The 20,544-nt window shown below is 62.7% G+C and carries 19 protein-coding genes; 14 read left to right on the forward strand and 5 right to left on the reverse strand.

Annotated features, from left to right (window positions below; genetic code table 11):
* The first annotated feature begins 1 nt into the window (after position 1).
* Together lpdA and BFN10_RS25835 are read left to right on the forward strand one after the other, a co-directional pair.
* On the forward strand, positions 2-1,381 hold the full coding sequence (gene lpdA / locus BFN10_RS25830) for a dihydrolipoyl dehydrogenase (RefSeq protein WP_071492092.1): 1,380 nt from the start codon (positions 2-4) through the stop codon (positions 1,379-1,381).
* A 203-nt stretch (positions 1,382-1,584) separates the two neighbouring features.
* Positions 1,585-2,604, forward strand: a complete 1,020-nt coding sequence (locus tag BFN10_RS25835; protein WP_071492093.1) for a branched-chain amino acid aminotransferase — start codon at positions 1,585-1,587, stop codon at positions 2,602-2,604.
* A gap of 35 nt (positions 2,605-2,639) precedes the next feature.
* On the opposite strand, the gene BFN10_RS29095 is transcribed toward BFN10_RS25835, so the two are convergent.
* The gene (locus BFN10_RS29095) at positions 2,640-3,530 is read right to left on the reverse strand and encodes a GNAT family acetyltransferase (RefSeq protein ID WP_083351484.1); all 891 of its coding nucleotides are present in this window, start codon (positions 3,528-3,530) and stop codon (positions 2,640-2,642) included.
* A 285-nt stretch (positions 3,531-3,815) separates the two neighbouring features.
* Between BFN10_RS29095 and ctlX the strand changes: the two genes are divergently transcribed.
* The 7 genes from ctlX (at position 3,816) to BFN10_RS25875 (ending at position 9,721) form a co-directional block, all read left to right on the forward strand.
* Positions 3,816-4,742 carry a citrulline utilization hydrolase CtlX gene (gene ctlX / locus BFN10_RS25845; protein WP_071492094.1) on the forward strand — a complete coding sequence of 309 codons (927 nt, stop codon included), beginning with the start codon at positions 3,816-3,818 and terminating at the stop codon, positions 4,740-4,742.
* An 11-nt stretch (positions 4,743-4,753) separates the two neighbouring features.
* Complete coding sequence (locus BFN10_RS25850) at positions 4,754-5,800, forward strand: ornithine cyclodeaminase (protein WP_071492095.1); 1,047 nt, start codon at positions 4,754-4,756, stop codon at positions 5,798-5,800.
* A 226-nt stretch (positions 5,801-6,026) separates the two neighbouring features.
* Positions 6,027-6,806, forward strand: a complete 780-nt coding sequence (locus BFN10_RS25855) for an ABC transporter substrate-binding protein (protein ID WP_071492096.1) — start codon at positions 6,027-6,029, stop codon at positions 6,804-6,806.
* A gap of 166 nt (positions 6,807-6,972) precedes the next feature.
* A complete protein-coding gene (locus tag BFN10_RS25860) occupies positions 6,973-7,674 on the forward strand; it encodes an ABC transporter permease (RefSeq protein WP_071492097.1) in 702 nt (233 codons plus the stop codon).
* Entirely contained in the window at positions 7,671-8,384 is a 714-nt protein-coding gene (locus tag BFN10_RS25865; RefSeq protein ID WP_065903984.1) for an ABC transporter permease, read from the forward strand. Before BFN10_RS25860 ends, BFN10_RS25865 begins: the two co-directional genes overlap by 4 nt.
* 3 nt (positions 8,385-8,387) lie before the next feature.
* Positions 8,388-9,218 carry an ABC transporter ATP-binding protein gene (locus BFN10_RS25870; RefSeq protein ID WP_231999512.1) on the forward strand — a complete coding sequence of 277 codons (831 nt, stop codon included), beginning with the start codon at positions 8,388-8,390 and terminating at the stop codon, positions 9,216-9,218.
* A 5-nt stretch (positions 9,219-9,223) separates the two neighbouring features.
* Positions 9,224-9,721: an Lrp/AsnC family transcriptional regulator gene (locus BFN10_RS25875; protein WP_016974875.1), complete on the forward strand. Its 498-nt coding sequence runs from the start codon at positions 9,224-9,226 to the stop codon at positions 9,719-9,721.
* A 122-nt stretch (positions 9,722-9,843) separates the two neighbouring features.
* On the opposite strand, the gene BFN10_RS25880 is transcribed toward BFN10_RS25875, so the two are convergent.
* The 4 genes from BFN10_RS25880 to BFN10_RS25895 form a co-directional block, all read right to left on the reverse strand.
* Entirely contained in the window at positions 9,844-10,677 is an 834-nt protein-coding gene (locus BFN10_RS25880) for a TIGR03915 family putative DNA repair protein (protein ID WP_071492211.1), read from the reverse strand.
* Entirely contained in the window at positions 10,674-11,894 is a 1,221-nt protein-coding gene (locus BFN10_RS25885) for a putative DNA modification/repair radical SAM protein (protein ID WP_071492098.1), read from the reverse strand. The genes BFN10_RS25880 and BFN10_RS25885 overlap by 4 nt, the downstream gene beginning before the upstream one ends.
* 66 nt (positions 11,895-11,960) lie before the next feature.
* Entirely contained in the window at positions 11,961-13,298 is a 1,338-nt protein-coding gene (locus BFN10_RS25890; protein WP_071492099.1) for a lysine N(6)-hydroxylase/L-ornithine N(5)-oxygenase family protein, read from the reverse strand.
* Positions 13,299-13,418: 120 nt separating this feature from the next.
* Positions 13,419-13,901: a sigma-70 family RNA polymerase sigma factor gene (locus BFN10_RS25895; protein WP_071492100.1), complete on the reverse strand. Its 483-nt coding sequence runs from the start codon at positions 13,899-13,901 to the stop codon at positions 13,419-13,421.
* 255 nt (positions 13,902-14,156) lie between these two features.
* Between BFN10_RS25895 and BFN10_RS25900 the strand changes: the two genes are divergently transcribed.
* From BFN10_RS25900 to BFN10_RS25920, 5 genes are all read left to right on the forward strand, one after another.
* Positions 14,157-15,326, forward strand: coding sequence for an efflux RND transporter periplasmic adaptor subunit (locus tag BFN10_RS25900; RefSeq protein WP_071492101.1), 1,170 nt, complete (start codon positions 14,157-14,159; stop codon positions 15,324-15,326).
* A 1-nt stretch (position 15,327) separates the two neighbouring features.
* Positions 15,328-17,298: a MacB family efflux pump subunit gene (locus BFN10_RS25905; protein ID WP_071492102.1), complete on the forward strand. Its 1,971-nt coding sequence runs from the start codon at positions 15,328-15,330 to the stop codon at positions 17,296-17,298.
* Positions 17,291-18,694, forward strand: a complete 1,404-nt coding sequence (locus BFN10_RS25910; protein WP_071492103.1) for an efflux transporter outer membrane subunit — start codon at positions 17,291-17,293, stop codon at positions 18,692-18,694. The genes BFN10_RS25905 and BFN10_RS25910 overlap by 8 nt, the downstream gene beginning before the upstream one ends.
* A gap of 104 nt (positions 18,695-18,798) precedes the next feature.
* Positions 18,799-19,548 (forward strand): alpha/beta fold hydrolase, encoded by a 750-nt coding sequence (locus tag BFN10_RS25915; RefSeq protein WP_071492104.1) that lies wholly within the window; start codon positions 18,799-18,801, stop codon positions 19,546-19,548.
* 106 nt (positions 19,549-19,654) lie between these two features.
* Positions 19,655-20,422 carry a FadR/GntR family transcriptional regulator gene (locus BFN10_RS25920; RefSeq protein WP_015884774.1) on the forward strand — a complete coding sequence of 256 codons (768 nt, stop codon included), beginning with the start codon at positions 19,655-19,657 and terminating at the stop codon, positions 20,420-20,422.
* Positions 20,423-20,544: the final 122 nt, after the last annotated feature.

Consider the following 20,544-nt stretch of genomic DNA (forward strand, 5'->3'; position numbering starts at 1 on the left):
CATGACGCAGACATTGAATACCACCCTGCTGATTATCGGTGGCGGCCCTGGCGGTTATGTGGCGGCGATCCGTGCCGGCCAACTGGGTATCCCGACCATCCTGGTGGAGGGCCAGGCGCTGGGCGGCACGTGCCTGAATATCGGCTGCATCCCATCCAAGGCCCTTATCCATGTGGCCGAGCAATTCCAGCAAACCGTGCACCACAGCCAGGGTTCACAACTGGGCATCGAAGTGGATGTGCCGACCCTGGACATCCGCAAGAGCGTGGAATGGAAAGATGGCATTGTCGATCGCCTGACCACTGGCGTCGCGGCGCTGCTGAAAAAGCACAAGGTGCAAGTGATCCACGGCTGGGCCAAGGTGGTGGACGGCAAGACCGTCGACGTCGTCGGCCAGCGCATCCAGTGCGAACACTTGCTGCTGGCCACCGGCTCGAAAAGCGTCAACCTGCCGATGCTGCCGATTGGCGGGCCGATCATCTCCTCGACCGAAGCCCTTGCACCGAAAAGCGTGCCCAAGCGCCTGATCGTGGTGGGCGGCGGTTACATCGGTTTGGAACTGGGCATCGCTTACCGCAAGCTCGGCGCCGACGTGAGTGTGGTCGAAGCACAGGATCGCATCCTGCCGGCCTATGATGCCGAGCTGACGCAGCCGGTGAACGAATCCCTCAGGCAACTGGGCGTGAAGCTTTACCTCAAGCACAGTGTTACCGGTTTTGCCGATGGCAGCCTGCAAGTGCGCGACCCGAACGGCGACACCTTGTCGTTGGCCACTGATCAGGTGCTGGTTGCCGTCGGTCGCAAACCCAACACCCAGGGCTGGAACCTCGAAGCGCTGAACCTGGACATGAACGGCGCGGCGATCAAGATCGACAATCGCTGCCAGACCAGCATGCGCAACGTGTATGCCATTGGCGACCTGAGCGGCGAGCCGATGCTGGCGCACCGGGCCATGGCCCAGGGCGAGATGGTCGCCGAACTGATCAGCGGTAAGCATCGTGAATTCAACCCGGCGGCCATTCCGGCGGTGTGCTTTACCGACCCGGAACTGGTGGTGGTCGGCAAGACGCCCGACGAAGCCAAGGCCGCTGGCCTTGACTGCATCGTGTCGAGCTTCCCGTTCGCAGCCAATGGCCGGGCCATGACCCTGGAGTCCAAGACCGGCTTCGTGCGGGTGGTGGCACGCCGTGACAACCACCTGATCGTCGGCTGGCAAGCCGTGGGGGTGGGCGTCTCGGAACTGTCCACCGCCTTTGGCCTGAGCCTGGAAATGGGGTCGCGCCTGGAAGACGTGGCGGGCACCATCCATGCGCATCCGACCCTCGGCGAAGCCGTACAGGAAGCCGCGCTGCGGGCTTTGGGGCACGCGCTGCATCTGTAAAAACGCGGTGAGGCCATCGGGGGCAAGCCCCCTCCCACAGGGGAATGCATTCCAAATGTGGGAGGGGGCTTGCCCCCGATAGTGGTGGATCGGTCAATACAGGGGCTGAAGGCGTCCACCCAGTGGCTCCCACACAAGCCAAGAATGCAGTATTGTTGCGCCCATCCAGAAAAAAACCGACTTGACCAACGATAGAGGGTGTCATGGGTAACGAAAGCATCAATTGGGACAAGCTGGGTTTTGACTACATCAAGACCGACAAGCGGTTTCTCCAGGTCTGGAAAAACGGCGAATGGCAAGAAGGCACCCTGACCGACGACAACGTGCTGCACATCAGCGAGGGCTCGACCGCCCTGCACTACGGCCAGCAATGCTTCGAAGGCCTCAAGGCCTATCGTTGCAAGGACGGTTCGATCAACCTGTTCCGCCCGGACCAGAACGCCGCCCGCATGCAGCGCAGCTGCGCCCGCCTGCTGATGCCGCACGTCTCGACCGAAGACTTCATCGACGCCTGCAAGCAAGTGGTCGCGGCCAACGAGCGCTTCATCCCGCCGTACGGCAGTGGTGGCGCGCTGTACCTGCGCCCGTTCGTGATCGGCACCGGTGACAACATCGGCGTGCGCACTGCGCCGGAGTTCATCTTCTCGGTGTTCTGCATCCCGGTCGGCGCCTACTTCAAGGGCGGCCTGGTGCCGCACAACTTCCAGATTTCCACCTTCGACCGCGCCGCGCCACAAGGCACCGGTGCCGCCAAGGTCGGTGGCAACTACGCCGCCAGCCTGATGCCGGGTTCCGAAGCGAAGAAAGCCGGTTTTGCCGACGCGATCTACCTGGACCCGATGACCCATTCGAAAATCGAAGAAGTCGGCTCGGCCAACTTCTTCGGGATCACCCACGACAATAAGTTCATCACGCCGAAGTCGCCTTCGGTACTGCCAGGCATCACCCGCCTGTCGCTGATCGAACTGGCCAAGACCCGCCTGGGCCTGGACGTGATCGAGGGCGAAGTGTTCATCGACAAACTGGACCAGTTCAAGGAAGCCGGCGCCTGCGGTACGGCGGCGGTGATCTCGCCGATCGGCGGCATCCAGTACAACGGCAAGCTGCACGTGTTCCACAGCGAGACCGAAGTCGGCCCGATCACCCAGAAGCTCTACAAAGAGCTGACCGGTGTGCAGACCGGTGACGTCGAAGCGCCGCAAGGCTGGATCGTCAAGGTCTGAGCCACCTGGAAAAACCCGCCATCTGGCGGGTTTTTTCATTGTTCGGGGATATTCACCACTAGCTTCTTGCCCATGCTGATCCTGGGTTCCACCCCATACCCCAATGCCTCGTAGAACCCGACGACCCCCTCATTACCACTGGTGATCTGCAGGTTGATCTTCATGCAGCCCAGCGCCGTCAATACCTGTTCCGCATGCCGCACCAGCGACGATCCCAAACCCTGCCGCCGATAGTCCCCATGCACCGCCACTGAATACAGCCAGCCACGGTGCCCGTCGTACCCGGCCAGAATGGTCCCGATCACGGTTTTTTTGTCCGTCGCGACAAAGAACAGCCCATCGTCGACCGCCAGCTTCTTATCAATCGCCAGGGCGGGCAGGTTGTGCGCCGTTTCGTAGCCAAACGCCTCTTGCCACAACGCCACCACCTGCGCCCGGTGCTGACGGTCGCGATACGGCCCGATGGGATGCCGGGACAGCAGGGCCTTTTCCATCACCAACGTACGTTCGCTGCCGTGATAAACGTCGCGCACGGTGTGAAACCCCAATTTGGTGTAGAACGGCTCGGCGGTCAGTGATGACGGCACGCTCAGCACCGTCACCCCGGCTTCGCGGGCGCGTAGCTCAATCTCGATCATCAACAATCGCCCAATGCCCTGCCCTTGCAGCGGCGGGTTGACGAATACCGAGCGCACCACATTCGCATCCAGCGCTGCGGTGGCGACGATCACCTGATCCTGAATCGCTACCAGCACCACGCGTCGCTTGAGCAGTTCCAGCACCGCCTCCGGCGTGAAGTTAGCGGCAACCCGCGCAATCACATGCGCCGGATAGTCCCGCGCATTGCTGCTGTGCAGGGCGGCCAGGATGACCTGGCTGATGCCCTCGGCATCGGTGGCTTGGGCTAAACGAACGACGGTAGACATAATTCCTCCTGGCTGACACAGCTGCAACAAACACCACTCTACCCATGTGGGAGGGGGCTTGCCCCCGATAGCATGCTTTCAGATATAGATTTTCTGGCTGACCCACCGCTGTCGCGGGTAAGCCCCCTCCCACAGGTTGCGTGCATTTCACTCCGGCAGCCGATTCTGCTGCCCTACCCCACTTTTCAGCTTTCCCGGCTGAACCACCCCTCGGTTTCAGCCGGGATTCATCCCGCACAACCCACAAAATAGCCGCACTGCTCACCTCATGGAATTCGTGCCCCCATGCAAACCACCAACACCGTCTTGATGATTCGCCCGGCGCGCTTTGCCTTCAACCCGGACACCGCGATCAACAACCGTTTCCAACGCCCGCCCCTCGACCCGCTCCACGCACAGCAGAAAGCGCTGGAGGAGTTCGACGGCTATGTCACCACCTTGCGCAATCACGGCGTGGAGGTTCTGGTGGTGCAGGACACCCCGGCGCCGCACACCCCCGACTCGATCTTCCCCAACAACTGGTGGAGCAGCCACGCCGACGGCAGCCTGGTGCTGTACCCGATGGAAGGTCAGAACCGACGACTGGAACGCGACAAAGGCGTGCTGAAAGTGCTGGAGCAACGTTTTGCGATCAACAGCACCATCGACCTCAGCCACCTCGAACAACAGAACATCTTCCTCGAAGGCACCGGCAGCATGGTGCTCGACCGCCAGCACCGCATCAGCTACGCCTGCCACTCCGGGCGCACTCACCACGACGCCCTGCGCCAGTTCGCCGAACGCCTCGACTACCAGCTCTGCGTGTTCCATGCGGTCGACCGCCACCACGCGCCGATCTACCACAGCAACGTGATGATGAGCGTCGGCCGCGACCTCTCGGTGGTGTGCCTGCAAGCCCTGCCGATTGCCGATGAGCGCCAGGCCCTGGAGCGCTCCCTGCGCGACACTGGCAAGGACATCGTCGCCCTCGACTTCGACCAGTTGGAAGCCTTCGCCGGCAACATGCTCGAAGTCCACGACCGCGACGGCCAGCCGCTGCTGGTGATGTCGGCCAGCGCCTGGGGCGCCCTGCAACCGACCCAGCGCCAACACATAGAACGCCACACCCGGCCGGTGGTGGTGAACATCGATAACATCGAACGCATCGGCGGCGGCAGTGCCCGCTGCATGCTGGCGGAAGTGCACCTGCCTGCCCGTCCCTCATTTCAATAAGGAGTCTTGCCATGACCCGCTATATCGACGTCAACGATCTCTGCTACCTGGTCTCGCAAAAAGGCCTGCCCACCTGCATCACCGAGATGGCCGAGTACATTCGCGCCGACTACCTGCGCTGGCAGGATTTCGAGAAATGCGCGCGCCTGGCCAACCACTCGCCGGACGGCGTGATCGAGCTGATGCCGGTGTCCGACGCGTCGCTGTATGCGTTCAAGTACGTCAACGGCCACCCGAAAAACACCCTGGCCGGCATGCTCACCGTGATGGCCTTCGGTGCGCTGGGCGATGTCGATACCGGCCTGCCGGTGCTGCTGGCGGAAATGACCCTGACCACCGCGATCCGCACCGCCGCCACCTCGGCGCTGGTCGCCCGCTACCTGGCCCGCGAGAACAGCCGCAGCATGGCGCTGATCGGCAACGGCTCGCAGAGCGAGTTCCAGGCCCTGGCCTTCCACGCCATGCTCGGCATCAATGAAATCCGCCTGTTCGATATCGACGCCAAGGCCACCGCCAAGCTGGCGGCCAACCTCAAGGCCTTCCCGGCGATCAAGGTGATCCCGGCCGGCAGCGTGGCTGAAGCGGTCAAAGGCGCTGACATCGTCACCACCGTCACTGCCGACAAAGCCTACGCCACCATCCTCACCGACGACATGATCGAGCCGGGCATGCACCTCAATGCCGTCGGCGGTGACTGCCCAGGCAAGACCGAACTGGACCGACGTATCGTCGAGCGCGCCCGTGTGATCGTCGAGTACGAACCACAAAGCCGTATCGAAGGTGAAATCCAGCACATGCCGGAAGACTCGCCGGTGACCGAGCTGTGGCAAGTGATCAACGGCCAGCAGCCAGGCCGCGAGAATGCGCGCCAGGTCACGCTGTTCGACTCGGTGGGTTTCGCCATCGAAGACTACTCGGCCCTGCGCTACGTACTCGACGTAGCCAAGGCGCTGGAGGTGGGCAGCGAATTGGAGCTGGTGCCGGACCTGGCCGACCCGAAAGACCTGTTCGCACGCCTGGCCCAACAGCCACGCGTACAGCAGAAAAAGCGCGCCTGAGACCGCTCTGGCCTGCTGCTTTGCGTCGATGGCAGGCCGGTTTTTCAGGGATGAAAAGCCGATTCAGCGGGTGTCACAGCCGATTCCGCTGCATTGCCGGTTTTAACAGCGCAATTCGCGCTTTATGCACGGGGTAAACGACACAAAAAACGCACCATCATGAAGCATTCTCTGCTCCCAGTTATTCACTGCCCTGACATCAATTACAAAATATAGGGACCTGCACATGACTCCATTGCGATCACTCTTCGCCGCGCTGCTGTTGCCACTCTGCGCAAGCGCCGCCCACGCCCAGGACTGGAAAGAAATCCGCTTCGGCGTATTCCCCGAATACCCACCCTTCGAATCCGTGGCCGCCGACGGCAGCCTGCAAGGCTTCGATATCGAGTTGGGCAACGCGATCTGCGCCAAGCTCGAAGTGAAATGCACCTGGGTCCACAACGAATTCGACGGCATGATCCCGGCCCTGCGTGCGCGCAAGTTCGACGCGATCATGTCGTCCATGGCCGTCACCCCCGCCCGTGAAAAAATCATCGACTTCAGCGACCGGCTGTTCCTCAGCCCGACCTCGGTGATCACCCGCAAGAGCGCCAACTTCGGCGACACCCCGCAATCCCTCAAGGGCAAGCAGGTCGGCGTACTGCAAGGTTCGTTGCAGGAGGCCTATGCCCGTGCGCACCTGGCCAGGCTTGGCGCGCAGATCAAGGCGTACCAGTCCCAGGACCAGAACTACGCCGACCTGCAGAACGGCCGCCTCGACGCGACCCTGACCGACAAGCTCGAAGCCCAGCTCAACTTCCTGTCCAAGCCCGAAGGTGCCGACTTCAAGACCGGCCCAGCCTTCAAGGACCCGACCCTGCCCCTGGACATCGCCATGGGCCTGCGCAAGAACGACCAGGAACTGCGCACGCTGATCAACAAGGGTATCGCTGCCATGCAGGCGGATGGCACTTACGCGCAGATCCAGAAGAAGTACTTCGGCGATCAGGACATCTACCACGAGTAACCCCCTTGCCCTCTGTGGGCTCTGGCTTGTGTGGGAGGGTGCTTGCCCCCGATAGCAGTGGGTCAGCTGATACAGGTGTCACTGACACACCCTCATCGGGGGCAAGCCCCCTCCCACAAAAAGCCTCTCCCACAGTAAATCTGTGCGCGCCAACGAGATTCTTCCCATGAATGAATTCCTCAACTTGCAGGGCTACGGCCCGATGCTCGCCCAGGGTGCGTGGATGACGCTCAAGCTGTCCTTCCTCGCCCTGGCCCTGAGCCTCGCCCTTGGTCTGATCGCCGCCGGCGCCAAGCTCTCCAGCGCCAAATGGCTGCGGGTACCGGCCACGCTCTACACCACGCTGATCCGCAGCGTGCCGGACCTGGTGCTGATCCTGCTGATTTTCTACAGCCTGCAACTGTGGCTAAACGACCTGAGCGAAATGTTCGGCTGGGGCTACTTTGAAATCGACCCGTTTACCGCAGGCGTCGTCACCCTGGGCTTCATCTACGGCGCGTATTTCACCGAGAACTTCCGGGGCGCGATCCTCAGCGTGCCGGTCGGCCAACTGGAAGCGGCGACCGCCTATGGGCTGAGCCGCTGGCAGCGTTTTCACCTGGTGCTGTTCCCGCAGTTGATGCGTTTTGCCCTGCCGGGCCTGGGCAATAACTGGCTGGTGCTGCTCAAGTCCACGGCGCTGGTGTCGATCATCGGCCTGTCGGACCTGGTCAAGGCCGCGCAGAACGCCGGCAAGACCACCAACGAGCCGCTGTACTTCCTGATCCTCGCCGGCCTGGTGTACCTGGTGATCACTACCCTATCCAACCGCATCTTCAAGCGCCTCGAACGGCGCTACAACCTCGGCATCAAGGGGATGGCGCGATGATCGAACTGTTCCAGCAATACGGCCTGGCCTACCTGTTCAGCGATGGCGCGGGGCTGTCTGGCGTGGCCATGACCCTGTGGCTATTCATCATCTCGGTGGTGTTCGGCTTCGTGCTGTCGATTCCACTGGCACTGGCAAGGGTTTCCGAGCACTTCTGGCTGCGCTGGCCGGTAGAGGTCTACACCTACCTGTTCCGCGGGACGCCGCTGTATATCCAACTGCTGATTTGCTACACCGGGCTGTACAGCCTGGAAGTGGTGCAGGACAACGCCCTGCTCAACCAGTTTTTCCGCAACGCGCTGAACTGCACCCTGCTCGCCTTCGTGCTCAACACCTGCGCCTACACCGTGGAAATCTTCGCCGGGGCGATCCGCAATATTCCCCATGGCGAAATCGAAGCGGCCCGCGCCTATGGCTTGCATGGCTGGCGGCTGAACCTGTTTGTGGTGGTGCCGGCGGCTCTGCGCCGTGCATTGCCGGCCTACAGCAATGAAATGATCCTGATGCTGCACGCAACCTCCCTGGCGTTTACCGCCACCGTCGCTGACATCCTCAAGGTGGCCCGCGACGCCAATGCAGAGACGTTCCTGACGTTCCAGGCCTTCGGCATCGCCGCCCTGCTCTACATGCTGCTGTCCTTTGCACTGGTGGGCCTGTTCCGACTGGCCGAACGTCGCTGGATGCGTTTTCTTGTTCCTACCCGAGGCTAACCCATGAATCAGTCCGCGCAGGCCCTGGCCACTTATCCCGTTGACGAACCCGTTGCCACACCCGCCACCGCCGCTATCAAGCTGCAAGTCGAAGGCATCCACAAACGCTACGGCGAACACGAAGTGCTCAAGGGCGTATCGCTGAATGCGCGCAATGGCGATGTGATCAGCCTGATCGGCGCCAGCGGCTCCGGCAAAAGCACGATGCTGCGCTGCATCAACTTCCTCGAACAGCCGGACGCCGGGGTGATCACTCTGGACGGCATCAGCATCGAAATGCAGCAAGGCCGCGCCGGCACCCGCGCGCCGCACCAGGCCCAACTGCAGAACCTTCGTACACGCCTGGCCATGGTGTTCCAGCACTTCAACCTGTGGAGCCACATGACCGTGCTGGAAAATATCACCATGGCCCCGCGCCGGGTGCTGGGCGTGAGCGCCGCCGAGGCGGAAAAACGCGCACGCCTGTACCTGAACAAGGTCGGCCTGCCGGGCCGCGTGGCGGATCAGTACCCGGCGTTCCTGTCCGGCGGCCAGCAGCAGCGCGTGGCGATTGCCCGGGCCTTGGCGATGGAACCGGAGATCATCCTGTTCGATGAGCCGACTTCCGCGCTCGACCCAGAACTTGTAGGAGAAGTCCTCAAAGTCATACAGACGTTGGCCGAGGAAGGTCGTACCATGCTGATGGTCACCCACGAAATGGGCTTTGCCCGCCAGGTGTCCAGCCAAGTGCTGTTCTTGCACCAGGGCAAGGTTGAGGAACAAGGCGACGCCAGGATCCTCGACCACCCCCGCAGTGAGCGCCTGCAGCAATTTCTTTCCAACCGTTTGAAGTGAAACCCATGGATACCAAGGCCAACGGACCCCATTCCTCCCCTGCGCTGGACCGCATCGATGAAGCCATTATCGAAGTGCTGCGCCATCAGGGGCGCATCACCTACGAAAAGCTCTCGTCGCTGGTACACCTCACGCCCCGGCCCTGCCTGGAACGGGTGCGCAAGCTGGAGCGGCGCGGGGTGATCCGTGGGTATGGGGCGATCATCGATGTGCAGATGGTCTCGCCAGGCTTGTCATTGCTGGTGCTGGTGGCCTTGTCCAACCAAAGCGGGCGCTCGGCGCAAAAGGCCTTCGAAGCCTGTGTGAAGGCCTGCCCGCAGGTGTTCGAATGCCAGCTGATCAGCGGGCCGTTCGACTACAGCCTGCGCATGCGTTGCCGGGACATGGAGCATTACCGGGTGTTGACAGAGACCTGGCTGAACAATGATGAGTTGCACATCGATAAGTTGGTGGCGCATCCGGAATTGGCAGTGGTCAAGAACACCGCCACCGAGTTGGCCTGAACTTATCTCTCCAAAACACTGCCGATCGAATGTGGGAGGGGGCTTGCCCCCGATAGCAGTGTGTCAGTCTATGCATCTGTGACTGACACTCCCTCATCGGGGGCAAGCCCCCTCCCACATATTCAACCCTGCCCGCTTAAGATTCTCTTGCCAGGCTTGGTGCCAATCAGCCTGGCCTGCCCATCCTTCTGCTTCCCCGTCCTTGCCTCGCTGATCAACCCAGGTATCAACTTGCCCTCCGGCAGGTTCTTCCAGAACCGGCTGGGCAAATGCCCTTCCATCACCTTGGGGTTCAACCGTGCCGGGTTGAAGATGTGGCTGTAATAGGTCAGCCACATCGCGCTATGGGGGTCCTCGAGATTCTGCGCCAACTGCCGCCACGCCTCGGGGCACTCACGCTGGTGGATCAACTGCTCGCCATCGTAGTAAACCCCATCCAACGGTGTGGCGATCATCCAGCGATGACGGCCCATGCGCCCGATAAAATGTTGGCTGGCGGATTTCAGGATGTCATGGGCCGGTTCATGCCAGGCCACGTATTCCGGCAGTTCCGGCCCCGCTCCCGCCGGCAGCGCGATAAACCGCACAAATGCATGCAGGTGATGCGCCTCGCGGCTGACCTGCTTGATCCGCCGCTGCAACTCGCTGCCCAGCTTGTCCCCGGCCAGCATCGCGGTGCGGTCGCCATGGCTGACGCGCCACAGCACCTCATACAGCAGGCTCCAGCGTTGGTCGCCGTGGTAGCAGGCAGCCGATTCCAGCAGTTCCAGCAGGGCCTTGGGCACTCGCGTCTGGAAAGGCCCGGGCGCCTCGGGAATCGACTGGTCAGTGGCAAACAGGTCCGCCACCTCCGCCTCGCCCCAGCTCACCTGACTGGGATCGACCTGATGGCTGAGCAGCCAGCGTGCCTGGTCGCGCCAGGTGGCGAACAGGTTGTCGCATTCCAGGCTGATCACCCCCACAACCCCATCTGCTCAGGTTGCGGGCGGTCGCGCAGTTGCTCGCGCAGCAGCACGCTGGTGCTGTCGGCCTGTTGCGGATGGTAGTCGCTGGTGATGAAAAACGGCTTGGCCTTGGCCAGCACGCAGCGCATGCGCGCCAGGTCTTCGAAGCGGATCTTGCGTTCGCGACGCAGGTCCACCAGGCGCTGGGTGGTGCGCAGGCCAATGCCTGGAATGCGTGCGATCAAGGTCGGTTCGGCGCGATTCAGGTCCAGAGGGAACACATCGCGGTTGTCCAGGGCCCAGGCCAGCTTGGGGTCGATGTCCAGGGCCAGGTGGCCGGGGCCTTTGAACAGCTCATTGGCGTTGAACCCATAGCTGCGCAACAGGAAATCGGCCTGGTACAAGCGGTGCTCGCGCATCAGCGGCGGCGCGGCCAGGGGCACGCTTTTCGGGCTGTTGGGGATGGGGCTGAACGCCGAGTAATACACGCGACGCAGCTTGAAGTTGCCGTACAACGCCTCGGCACCGTGGAGGATGGTGCTGTCATCGGTGTCGTCGGCGCCGACGATCAGTTGCGTGCTCTGCCCGGCCGGGGCAAAACGCGGTGCACGCGGTTCGTTACGGACCGTCTGCTCGCCAGTGTAGATGGTCTGCATGGCCTGCTTGATCGAGCCGATCTTTTTTTCCGGCGCCAGGGTCTGCAGGCTGGCCTCGGTGGGCAGTTCGATGTTCACGCTCAGCCGGTCGGCATAGCGCCCGGCCTCGGCGATCAGCGCCGGGTCCGCGTCGGGAATGGTCTTGAGGTGGATATAGCCGCGAAAGTCGTGCTCTTCGCGCAGCAGCTTGGCCACGCGCACCAACTGCTCCATGGTGTAGTCGGACGAACGGATGATGCCGGAGCTGAGAAACAGCCCGCTGACGCAATTGCGCCGATAGAAATCCAGGGTCAGGGTCACCACCTCCTCCGGGCTGAACCGTGCGCGGGGCACGTCGCTGGAGCGGCGGTTGACGCAGTACTGGCAGTCGTAGAGACAGAAGTTGGTGAGCAGCACCTTGAGCAACGACACGCAACGCCCGTCCGGCGTATAGCTGTGGCAGATGCCCATGCCATCGGTGGAACCCAGCCCCGTTTTGCCCTCGGAACTGCGCTTGGGCGCGCCACTGCTGGCGCAGGACGCGTCGTACTTGGCGGCGTCGGCGAGAATGCTGAGTTTTTCGATCAACTGCATGGAGGGCTACCGATACTGGTTTTTTGTACAGTATCAGGCAGCCCTCCCGGTCACAAGCGCAGTTGGTCAGCTGGCAGTGGCAAGCAACCGGTCCTGCACCGAGCGCCCCTTGCCGCGCCCACGGTCCAGGGCATACAACGACGCCGCAATTTCATCGGCGCGGATCGGCAGCACCGACAGCAAGGTGTCGCTCAAACCGTGGCTGGCCTGGCTGAACCCCTGGATGTAGATGCCGGCGTTGCAACGCTCGTCGGTGACGATGCGGTAGTCGCGCGCCACGTCGAAGTCGCCCAGGTAGTCTTCCAGCGGCGCGAGCAAGGCGCGGTGCGTCTGGCGCTCGTAGCCGGTGGCCAGGATCACCGCGTCGTAATGGTTGAGGCTGGTTTCGCCGTTGGCGTTGTTGCGCAGCGCCAACTCGATGCCCAGCGGGCCCGGCGTGGCCTTCTCGACCACGGTCATGGTGCGGAACGCCTGGCGGGCGATGCCGGAAACTTTCTGGCGGTAGAAAATGCCGTAGATGCGCTCGATCAGGTCCAGATCCACCACCGAATAGTTGGTGTTCTGGTACTCGGCCACCAGGCGCTCGCGCTCGGCGCCCTCCTGCTGGAACACCAGGTCGGTAAAGGCCGGCGAGAACACTTCGTTGACGAACGGGCTGTCATCGGCCGGCTTGAGCGCCGAGCCGCGCAGGATCATGTCGACCTGCACCGACGGGAAGCTGTCGTTCAGGTCGATAAAGGCTTCGGCCGCACTCTGGCCGCCGCCGATGATGGCGATGCGCATGGCCTTGCCGTCGACACACGGCTGGCTGGCCATGCGCTCCAGGTATTGGGAATGGTGGAACACCCGGCTGTCGCCTTTGAGCGCGTTGAACGCCTCAGGAATACGTGGCGTGCCACCGGCGCTGACCACCACCGAACGAGTGGTGCGCACATGCTGCTCGCCCAGTGCATCGCGGGAGATCACGCGCAGGGCTTCGACCTGCTGCTGGTGCAGGATCGGCTCGATGGCCAGCACCTCCTCGCCGTAGCGCGCCTGGGCCTGGAACTGGCCGGCGACCCAGCGCAGGTAATCGTTGTACTCCATGCGGCACGGGTAGAAGGTGCCCAGGTTGATGAACTCCACCAGGCGGTCGTGGGCTTTCAGGTAATTGACGAAGGAGTACGGACTGGTGGGGTTGCGCAGGGTCACTAGATCCTTGAGGAACGAGATCTGCAGCTCGCTCTGGGTGACCAGGGTATTGCCGTGCCAGCGGTAGTCGGCCTGTTTGTCCAGGAACAGTACGTCCAGTTTGCCCTGGGCCTTTTCGCGCTCCTGCAGGGCGATGGCCAGCGCCAGGTTCGAAGGGCCGAAACCGATACCGATCAGGTCGTGAACCGCGGGCGAAGCAATTGCCTGTGTCATTCCAGTGTCCTCTGGATAAGCCCCTTGGCGGTGGGGCGGGAATACCTTTCAAGGCCTGCACATCAGGCCGTGTGTTGATAGGAAACGAGGACAGTGAAATAAAATTTAACTGATCAGTGATCAGTGCGCTTCCCACTCGCGCATGCGCACCCGGCAGTGCTTCATGGCGTTGACGATGTGTTTTTCCACCAACGCGCGGGAAATGCACAGGCGTTCGGCAATCTGCAGGTGGGTCAGGCCGTCGAGCTTGCGCAGCAGGAAGCTGTCGCGACAGGCCGGCGGCAGCTCGGCCAGGGCGCGTTCGAGCAGTTCCAGGCGCTGGCCGTGGTCGTGGGTGGTGTGCGGCGAACTGCTGGCAAAGCGTTCTTCGGCATCGAGTACGTCCAGCGGTTCGACCTGGCGCAAGGCATTGCGCCGGTGGCCGTCAATCACCAGGTTAAGCGCGGTGCGGTACAAAAAGGCACGGGGTTGTTCGATGGGGGTGTCGCTGGAACGTTCCAGCACCCGGACATACGCGTCATGCACCACATCCTCGGCCACCTGACGGTTGCCCAGCTTGGCGTTGAGGAAACACACCAGCTCGCGATAGTAGTTTTCCAACATGACTCCCGGCCGCGGGGTGGCGGCATTAGGTCCCCGGGTGCAAAAAAGACAGCGTTCAGGTGATGGCAGTTTGAGTGTGTGCAATTTATAGTAATTCTCATCTACTTTTAAAGCAGACTCGCATCAACGGACGATTTTTTTCTTCAAGGGAGCTGTAACTGCTTATGTAACCGCCTAAATCCCCGCGCAATTCTCTCGTTTACTTGTCAGCTCCCCGCAACTGCGGTCCGAACTTTCCTGGCTGGAAACCCACGCATGAAACGCCCTCGACCTGCCCGACGCGCCTTGCTCGTTATCGCGTGCCTGATCCCCATTATCGCCGTCGCGGCCTGGCAGGTGCTGCCGCCGGGGCGTGACACCCTCACCACCGTCACCGTCACCCGCGGCAATATCGAAAACAGCGTGACCGCCCTGGGCACCCTGCAACCGCGTCGTTATGTGGACGTGGGCGCCCAGGCATCGGGGCAGATCCGCAAGATCCACGTCGAGGCCGGCGACCAGGTGCAGGAAGGCCAACTGCTGGTGGAGATCGACCCGTCCACGCAGAAGGCCAAGCTCGACGCCAGCCGCTACGCCATCGAAAACCTCAAGGCCCAGTTGCAGGAGCAAAAGGCCCAGCACGAACTGGCGCGCCAGAAATACCAGCGCCAGCAGCGCCTGGTCGCCGGCAACGCCACCCGCGAGGAAGACGTACAAACCGCCAAGGCGGAACTGAGCGCCACCCAGGCCCGGGTCGATATGTTCCAGGCGCAGATCCTGCAAGCCCAGGCCAGCCTGCGCAGTGATGAAGCCGAGTTGGGCTACACGCGGATTTATGCGCCGATGACCGGCACCGTGGTCGCGGTGGACGCGCGGGTCGGCCAGACCCTCAACGCACAGCAGCAGACACCGTTGATCCTGCGGATCGCCAAGCTGTCGCCGATGACCGTCTGGGCGGAAGTCTCGGAAGCGGATATCGGCCACGTCAAACCGGGCATGACCGCCTATTTCACCACCCTGAGCGGCGGCAACCGGCGCTGGACCAGCACCGTGCGGCAGATCCTGCCGATCCCGCCCAAGCCGTTGAACGAAACCCAGGGCAGCGGCAGCCCCAACAGTTCGAATAAAAGCGGCAGCGGCCGCGTGGTGCTGTACACCGTGTTGCTGGATGTGGACAACAGCGACAACACGTTGATGGCGGAAATGACCGCCCAGGTATTTTTCGTCGCCAGCCAGGCCCAGGATACGCTGACGGCGCCGATCGCTGCGCTACAGGGCACGGCCAACGCCAACCAGCAGATCGCCCGGGTGGTGGGCAAGAACGGCCGTATCGAGCAGCGCCAGGTGCAGGTCGGCATCAGCGACCGCCTGCGCGTGCAGGTACTCGACGGCCTGAACGAAGGTGATCAACTGCTGGTCGGCCCGGCCGACGGCAACGGGGGTTGAGGTGAACACGCCCCTGATCGAACTCAAGGACATCCGCAAGTCCTACGGCGGCGGCGACAGCCCGCTGGTCGACGTGTTGCGCGGCATCGACCTGGCGATCCATGCCGGGGAATTCGTCGCCATCGTCGGTGCCTCCGGCTCCGGCAAGTCCACGTTGATGAACATCCTCGGTTGCCTTGACCGCCCCAGCACCGGCGACTACCTGTTCGCCGGGGAAAACGTCGCGCACCTGGACAGCGACGAACTGGCCTGGCTGCGCCGCGAAGCCTTTGGTTTTGTGTTCCAGGGCTACCACCTGATCCCCTCGGGCACGGCCCAGGAAAACGTCGAGATGCCGGCCATCTACGCCGGTATCAGCGCCGCCGAACGCCATGCCCGCGCCAACGCCCTGCTCACCCGCCTGGGCCTGGCCGAGCGCACCGGCAACCGTCCGCACCAGCTGTCCGGCGGTCAGCAGCAGCGAGTGTCCATCGCCCGTGCGTTGATGAACGGCGGCCATATCATCCTCGCCGACGAACCCACCGGCGCCCTCGACAGCCACAGCGGCGCCGAGGTCATGACCCTGCTGGACGAACTGGCCAGCCAGGGCCACGTAGTGATCCTGATCACCCACGACCGCGAAGTGGCTGCGCGGGCCAACCGCATCATCGAAATTCGCGATGGCTTGATCATCAGTGACTCGGCCAATGACAGCGACACCAGGCCCGTAGCCACCACCGGCGCCCTGCAAGCCGTGGACCTGCGCCAGCGCCTGGCCGACGGCGCCGAGCACAACGGCGCCTGGAAAGCCGAACTGGTGGACGCGGTGCAAGCTGCCTGGCGTGTGATGTGGATCAACCGCTTCCGTACCGCGCTGACCCTGCTGGGCATCATCATCGGCGTGGCGTCGGTGGTGGTGATGCTGGCAGTGGGCGAAGGCAGCAAGCGCCAGGTCATGGCGCAGATGGGCGCGTTCGGCTCCAACATCATCTACCTCAGCGGTTCATCGCCGAATCCGCGCACGCCGCTGGGGATCGTGACGCTCGATGACGTGCATGCGCTGGCGGCCCTGCCGCAGGTGCAGCGCATCATGCCGGTCAACGGCAACGAAGCCGGGGTGCGTTTCGGCAATGTCGACTACATGGCTTACGTGGGCGGCAACGACACCAACTTCCCGGAGATTTTCAATTGGCCGGTGGTCGAGGGCAATTATTTCACTGCCGCCGACGAGCGTGCCGCTGCCACCGTGGCGGTGATTGGTCATCGTGTGCGTGAGAAGCTGTTCAAGGGCGAGGTCGACCCCATCGGCCAGTACATCCTGATTGAAAACGTGCCATTCCAGGTGATCGGCGTGCTGGCGGAAAAAGGCGCCAGCTCCGGCAACAAGGACAGCGACGATCGCGTTGCCATCCCTTACACCGCCGCCAGCGTGCGCCTGTTCGGCAGCTACAACCCCGAGTATGTGGTGATCGCCGCGGCGGACGCGCGCAAGGTCCGCGAGGCCGAGGTGGCCATCGACCAGTTGATGCAAAAACTGCACAACGGCAAGCGCGACTATGAGCTGACCAACAACGCCGCGATGATCCAGGCCGAGGCGCGCACGCAGAACACACTGTCGCTGATGCTCGGTTCGATTGCCGCGATTTCCCTGTTGGTGGGCGGCATCGGCGTGATGAACATCATGTTGATGACTGTACGCGAGCGTACCCGTGAAATCGGTATCCGCATGGCCACCGGCGCACGCCAGCGCGACATCCTGCGTCAGTTCCTCACCGAAGCGGTGATGCTTTCGGTGGTCGGCGGCCTGTGCGGCATCGCCCTCGCGCTGTTGGTGGGCGGGGTGCTGGTGCTGGCCAAGGTGGCGGTGCAGTTTTCCCTGGTGGCGGTGTTCGGTGCATTCGGTTGCGCCCTTGTCACCGGCGTCGTATTCGGCTTTATGCCGGCCCGTAAAGCTGCCCGGCTCGATCCGGTTAAGGCGTTGACCAGTGAATAAACGATCCCTTTACCTGCCCGGCCTCTGCGTATTGCTCAGCGCCTGCACCGGCAACCCGCCTGCCATCGACAGCGGCATTGCACCGCCGGCTGCCTGGCAATATACCGAGCGCAGCGCCGCCCAGGCCACCCAGCAGCAATGGTGGACCCAGTTCGGCAGCCCGCAGCTCAATCGCCTGGTCGACCAGGCCCGCCGGGACAGCTTCGACGTGGCCGCCGCCACGGCCCGCGTGCGCCAGGCCCAGGCCAGCGCAGTGATCGCCGGCGCGCCGCTGCTGCCGGAGGTGAAATTCAACCTCGGCACGAGCCGCCAGAAATTGCTGCGCGGCCCTGGTGGCCCGGACCTGGACGCAACACGCAGCGATGATACCGTCGATAACTACAGCGCCAACCTCACCACCAGTTACGAAGTGGACTTCTGGGGTGGCCGCGCCGCCGCCCGCGACAGCGCCTTACAGAGTCTGCGCGCCAGCGCGTTCGACCAGGCCACGGTGGAACTGACCCTGCTCAGCAGCGTCGCCGACCGCTACGCGCAAACCCTGGCCGCCCGGCAGCGCGAGCAGATTGCCGAGCTGAACCTGGCCAATGCGCGCAACGTGCTCGCGCTGGTGCAGACCCGCTATGACGCCGGCTCCGCCACCGCGCTGGAACTGGCCCAGCAAAAAAGCCTGGTGGCCAGCCAGCAACGCCAATTGCCGCTGATCCAGCAACTGAGCGAAGAGTCGCGGATCACCCTGGCCGCCCTGCTCGGCCAGCCGGTACAAGGCCTGGACCTGGGCTCCGAGAGCTTCCAGGCGCTGACCTGGCCAACCATCGGCGCGGGCATGCCCAGCCAACTGCTCAGCCGCCGCCCCGACCTCGCCAAGGCCGAAGCACAACTGGCGGCGGCACAGGCCGACGTCACCGTGGCCCGCGCCGCCATGCTGCCTGCCATCACCCTGGGCGCAACCCTGGGCTCGGATGCCTACAAGGCCCTGGATATCCTGCGCAGCCCCTACTACACGCTGACCGCCGGCCTGGTCGGCCCGATCTTCAACAACGGCCGTTTAAGCGCTGAACGCGACAAGGCCCGCGCCCGCCAGGATGAACTGCTGCAAACCTATCGCGGCGCAATCATCAACGGTTTTGCCGATGTGGAAAAAGCCCTCAGCAGCATCACCCGCCTCGACCAGCAACGCGAATGGCAGCGTGAAGAACTGCAACAGGCGCAGACGGCGTTCCAGATTGCCGAAAGCCGCTACCAGGCCGGCGCCGAAGACCTGCTCACCGTGCTGGAAACCCAGCGCACCCTGTACGCAGCCCAGGACCAGAACGTGCAACTGCGCTTGTCACGCCTACAGGCCAGTATCGCCCTGTACAAAGCACTGGGTGGTGGCTGGCAGACAGAGATCCGATAAACAAAACTCCAATTTCATACAACAGACGTTCTTTCAGCCTACATTCTTCGACCCAAGGTCCTTGGTAAAAAAGCCGCTATCACACGGTTGCCCGGGACCTCTCGATGACTGCTGCAAAACACCTGACGGGCGCCTGCCTCTGGCTGATGGCAAACCTTGCGACAGCCCAGCCGTTGATCCCCCCCACTGCCATCGACTGGTTGCTGGACTGTCCCCTGCCCTCCGTTGAACGCCTGGACCCTGCGGTACTGGAACGGACCCAATGCGGCACCGTGAGCGTACCGCGCAATCATGCCGCACCCCGCCAGGGCAGGTTGCGCTTGTACGTAACCCGCGTCGGTGCCCGCGACCCGTTGAACCGTGAAGGCGTGATCATTGCCCAGGCCGGCGACGCGGCCAAGAAGACTCAGGTCGGCACCTTCGTCATCCACCTGGCCAGCCTGTGGGGCTCCCACTCCCACCCGGCCTATCGCCGGCTGGTCGACCGTTATGACGTCATCGAGCTCAGCACCCGCGACCTCAGTACCGACAATGGCATCGAGCAGGCGGCCCAGGACCTGGAGTTCGTACGTACCCAACTCGGTGAAGCTCAATTGCGCTACCTGGGCAATGCCGACAGCGCACGCCTGGGCAACCGCTACGCCACGCTGTTTCCCGAACGGGTCACGCGCATGGTACTGGTCAACGCGCACGCGAGCGAAATGGCGGCACCCTTCGTTGAACAACTGCGCCTGAAAGACTCGTCCACACAGGACGCCAGCCGTTGCATCAACCGCTGGGTGGGCGACTTCCTGATCTACGGCAAGCAACCACCCCGGGCCACCCGCTGCCTGGATTCCGCCGAAGGACAGTAACCCTCGTTTGCGACCTGTTGTCCTCAAAAACGACACCTGGCGTTGACGTTGGGGGTCGATCGTTATTAAGTGCTATTTATCCGCATTAATACGATAAATCGAACCCATGCTAAGCCGCCCGCTACGACGCAAACGCCAGAAGCTGTCCGATGTGATTGTCGAGTCGGTCAAGCGCTCAATCGTCACCGACGCCTTGAAGCCCGGCGACCGCCTGCCCACCGAGCGTGAGCTGATGGAAAGCTTCCAGTGCTCCAAGGGCTCTGCCCGCGAAGCACTCAAGGCCCTGGAAGTGGAAGGCCTGGTGAGCACCCGCACCGGCCCCAGCGGTGGCGCCTACCTGAACCAGGCCGGCACCGAACCGGCCAGCCGCGCATTGCGCAACTACCTGCACTTCCAGCACCTGGATGGCGAACAGGTGTACCAACTGCGCAAAGTCATCGAAGTGGAACTGGCGGTGTCGGTGCTCGGGCGCCTCAGCGAAGACGACTACCAGGCCCTGCAAGACAACGTGGATTTCTGCAGCGCCCCGGAAGACAGCGAGGCCGGCCAGCGCGAACAACGCCTGGCGGAGCTGGAGTTCCACAACCTGCTGGCCAAGGCCTGCCCCAACCCGCTGCTGAGTTTCATGGCGCAGTTTCTCAACGACCTGCTGCGCGACCTGGTGGTGCTGAAAAAAGCCTACAAGCCCAAGCGCAAGCAGTTCGACGCGGCCAACCTGGATTATCACAAGCAGTTGCTGATCGCCTTTCGTGCCGGGGATGAAAGCGCGGTACGCAGCTTGATGCATGAACACATGTGCGATGCCGAACACCACATGACCGCCCTTGAAGGCCAAGTCAGCCCGCATTTTCTACTGGAGTTCGATCACTCTTAAAGAACACCACAGACCCCATGTGGGCAGCATTTCAACCACACATCGTTTCATCCAATAACAGGCCTGCCCACAGGCCCTTGCTCCACCGTATCGCCATTGCCACTCCTGCCAATAACTAAACC

Origin of the sequence: Pseudomonas extremorientalis (assembly GCF_001870465.1) — a bacterium.
Classification (GTDB): Bacteria; Pseudomonadota; Gammaproteobacteria; order Pseudomonadales; family Pseudomonadaceae; genus Aquipseudomonas; species Aquipseudomonas extremorientalis.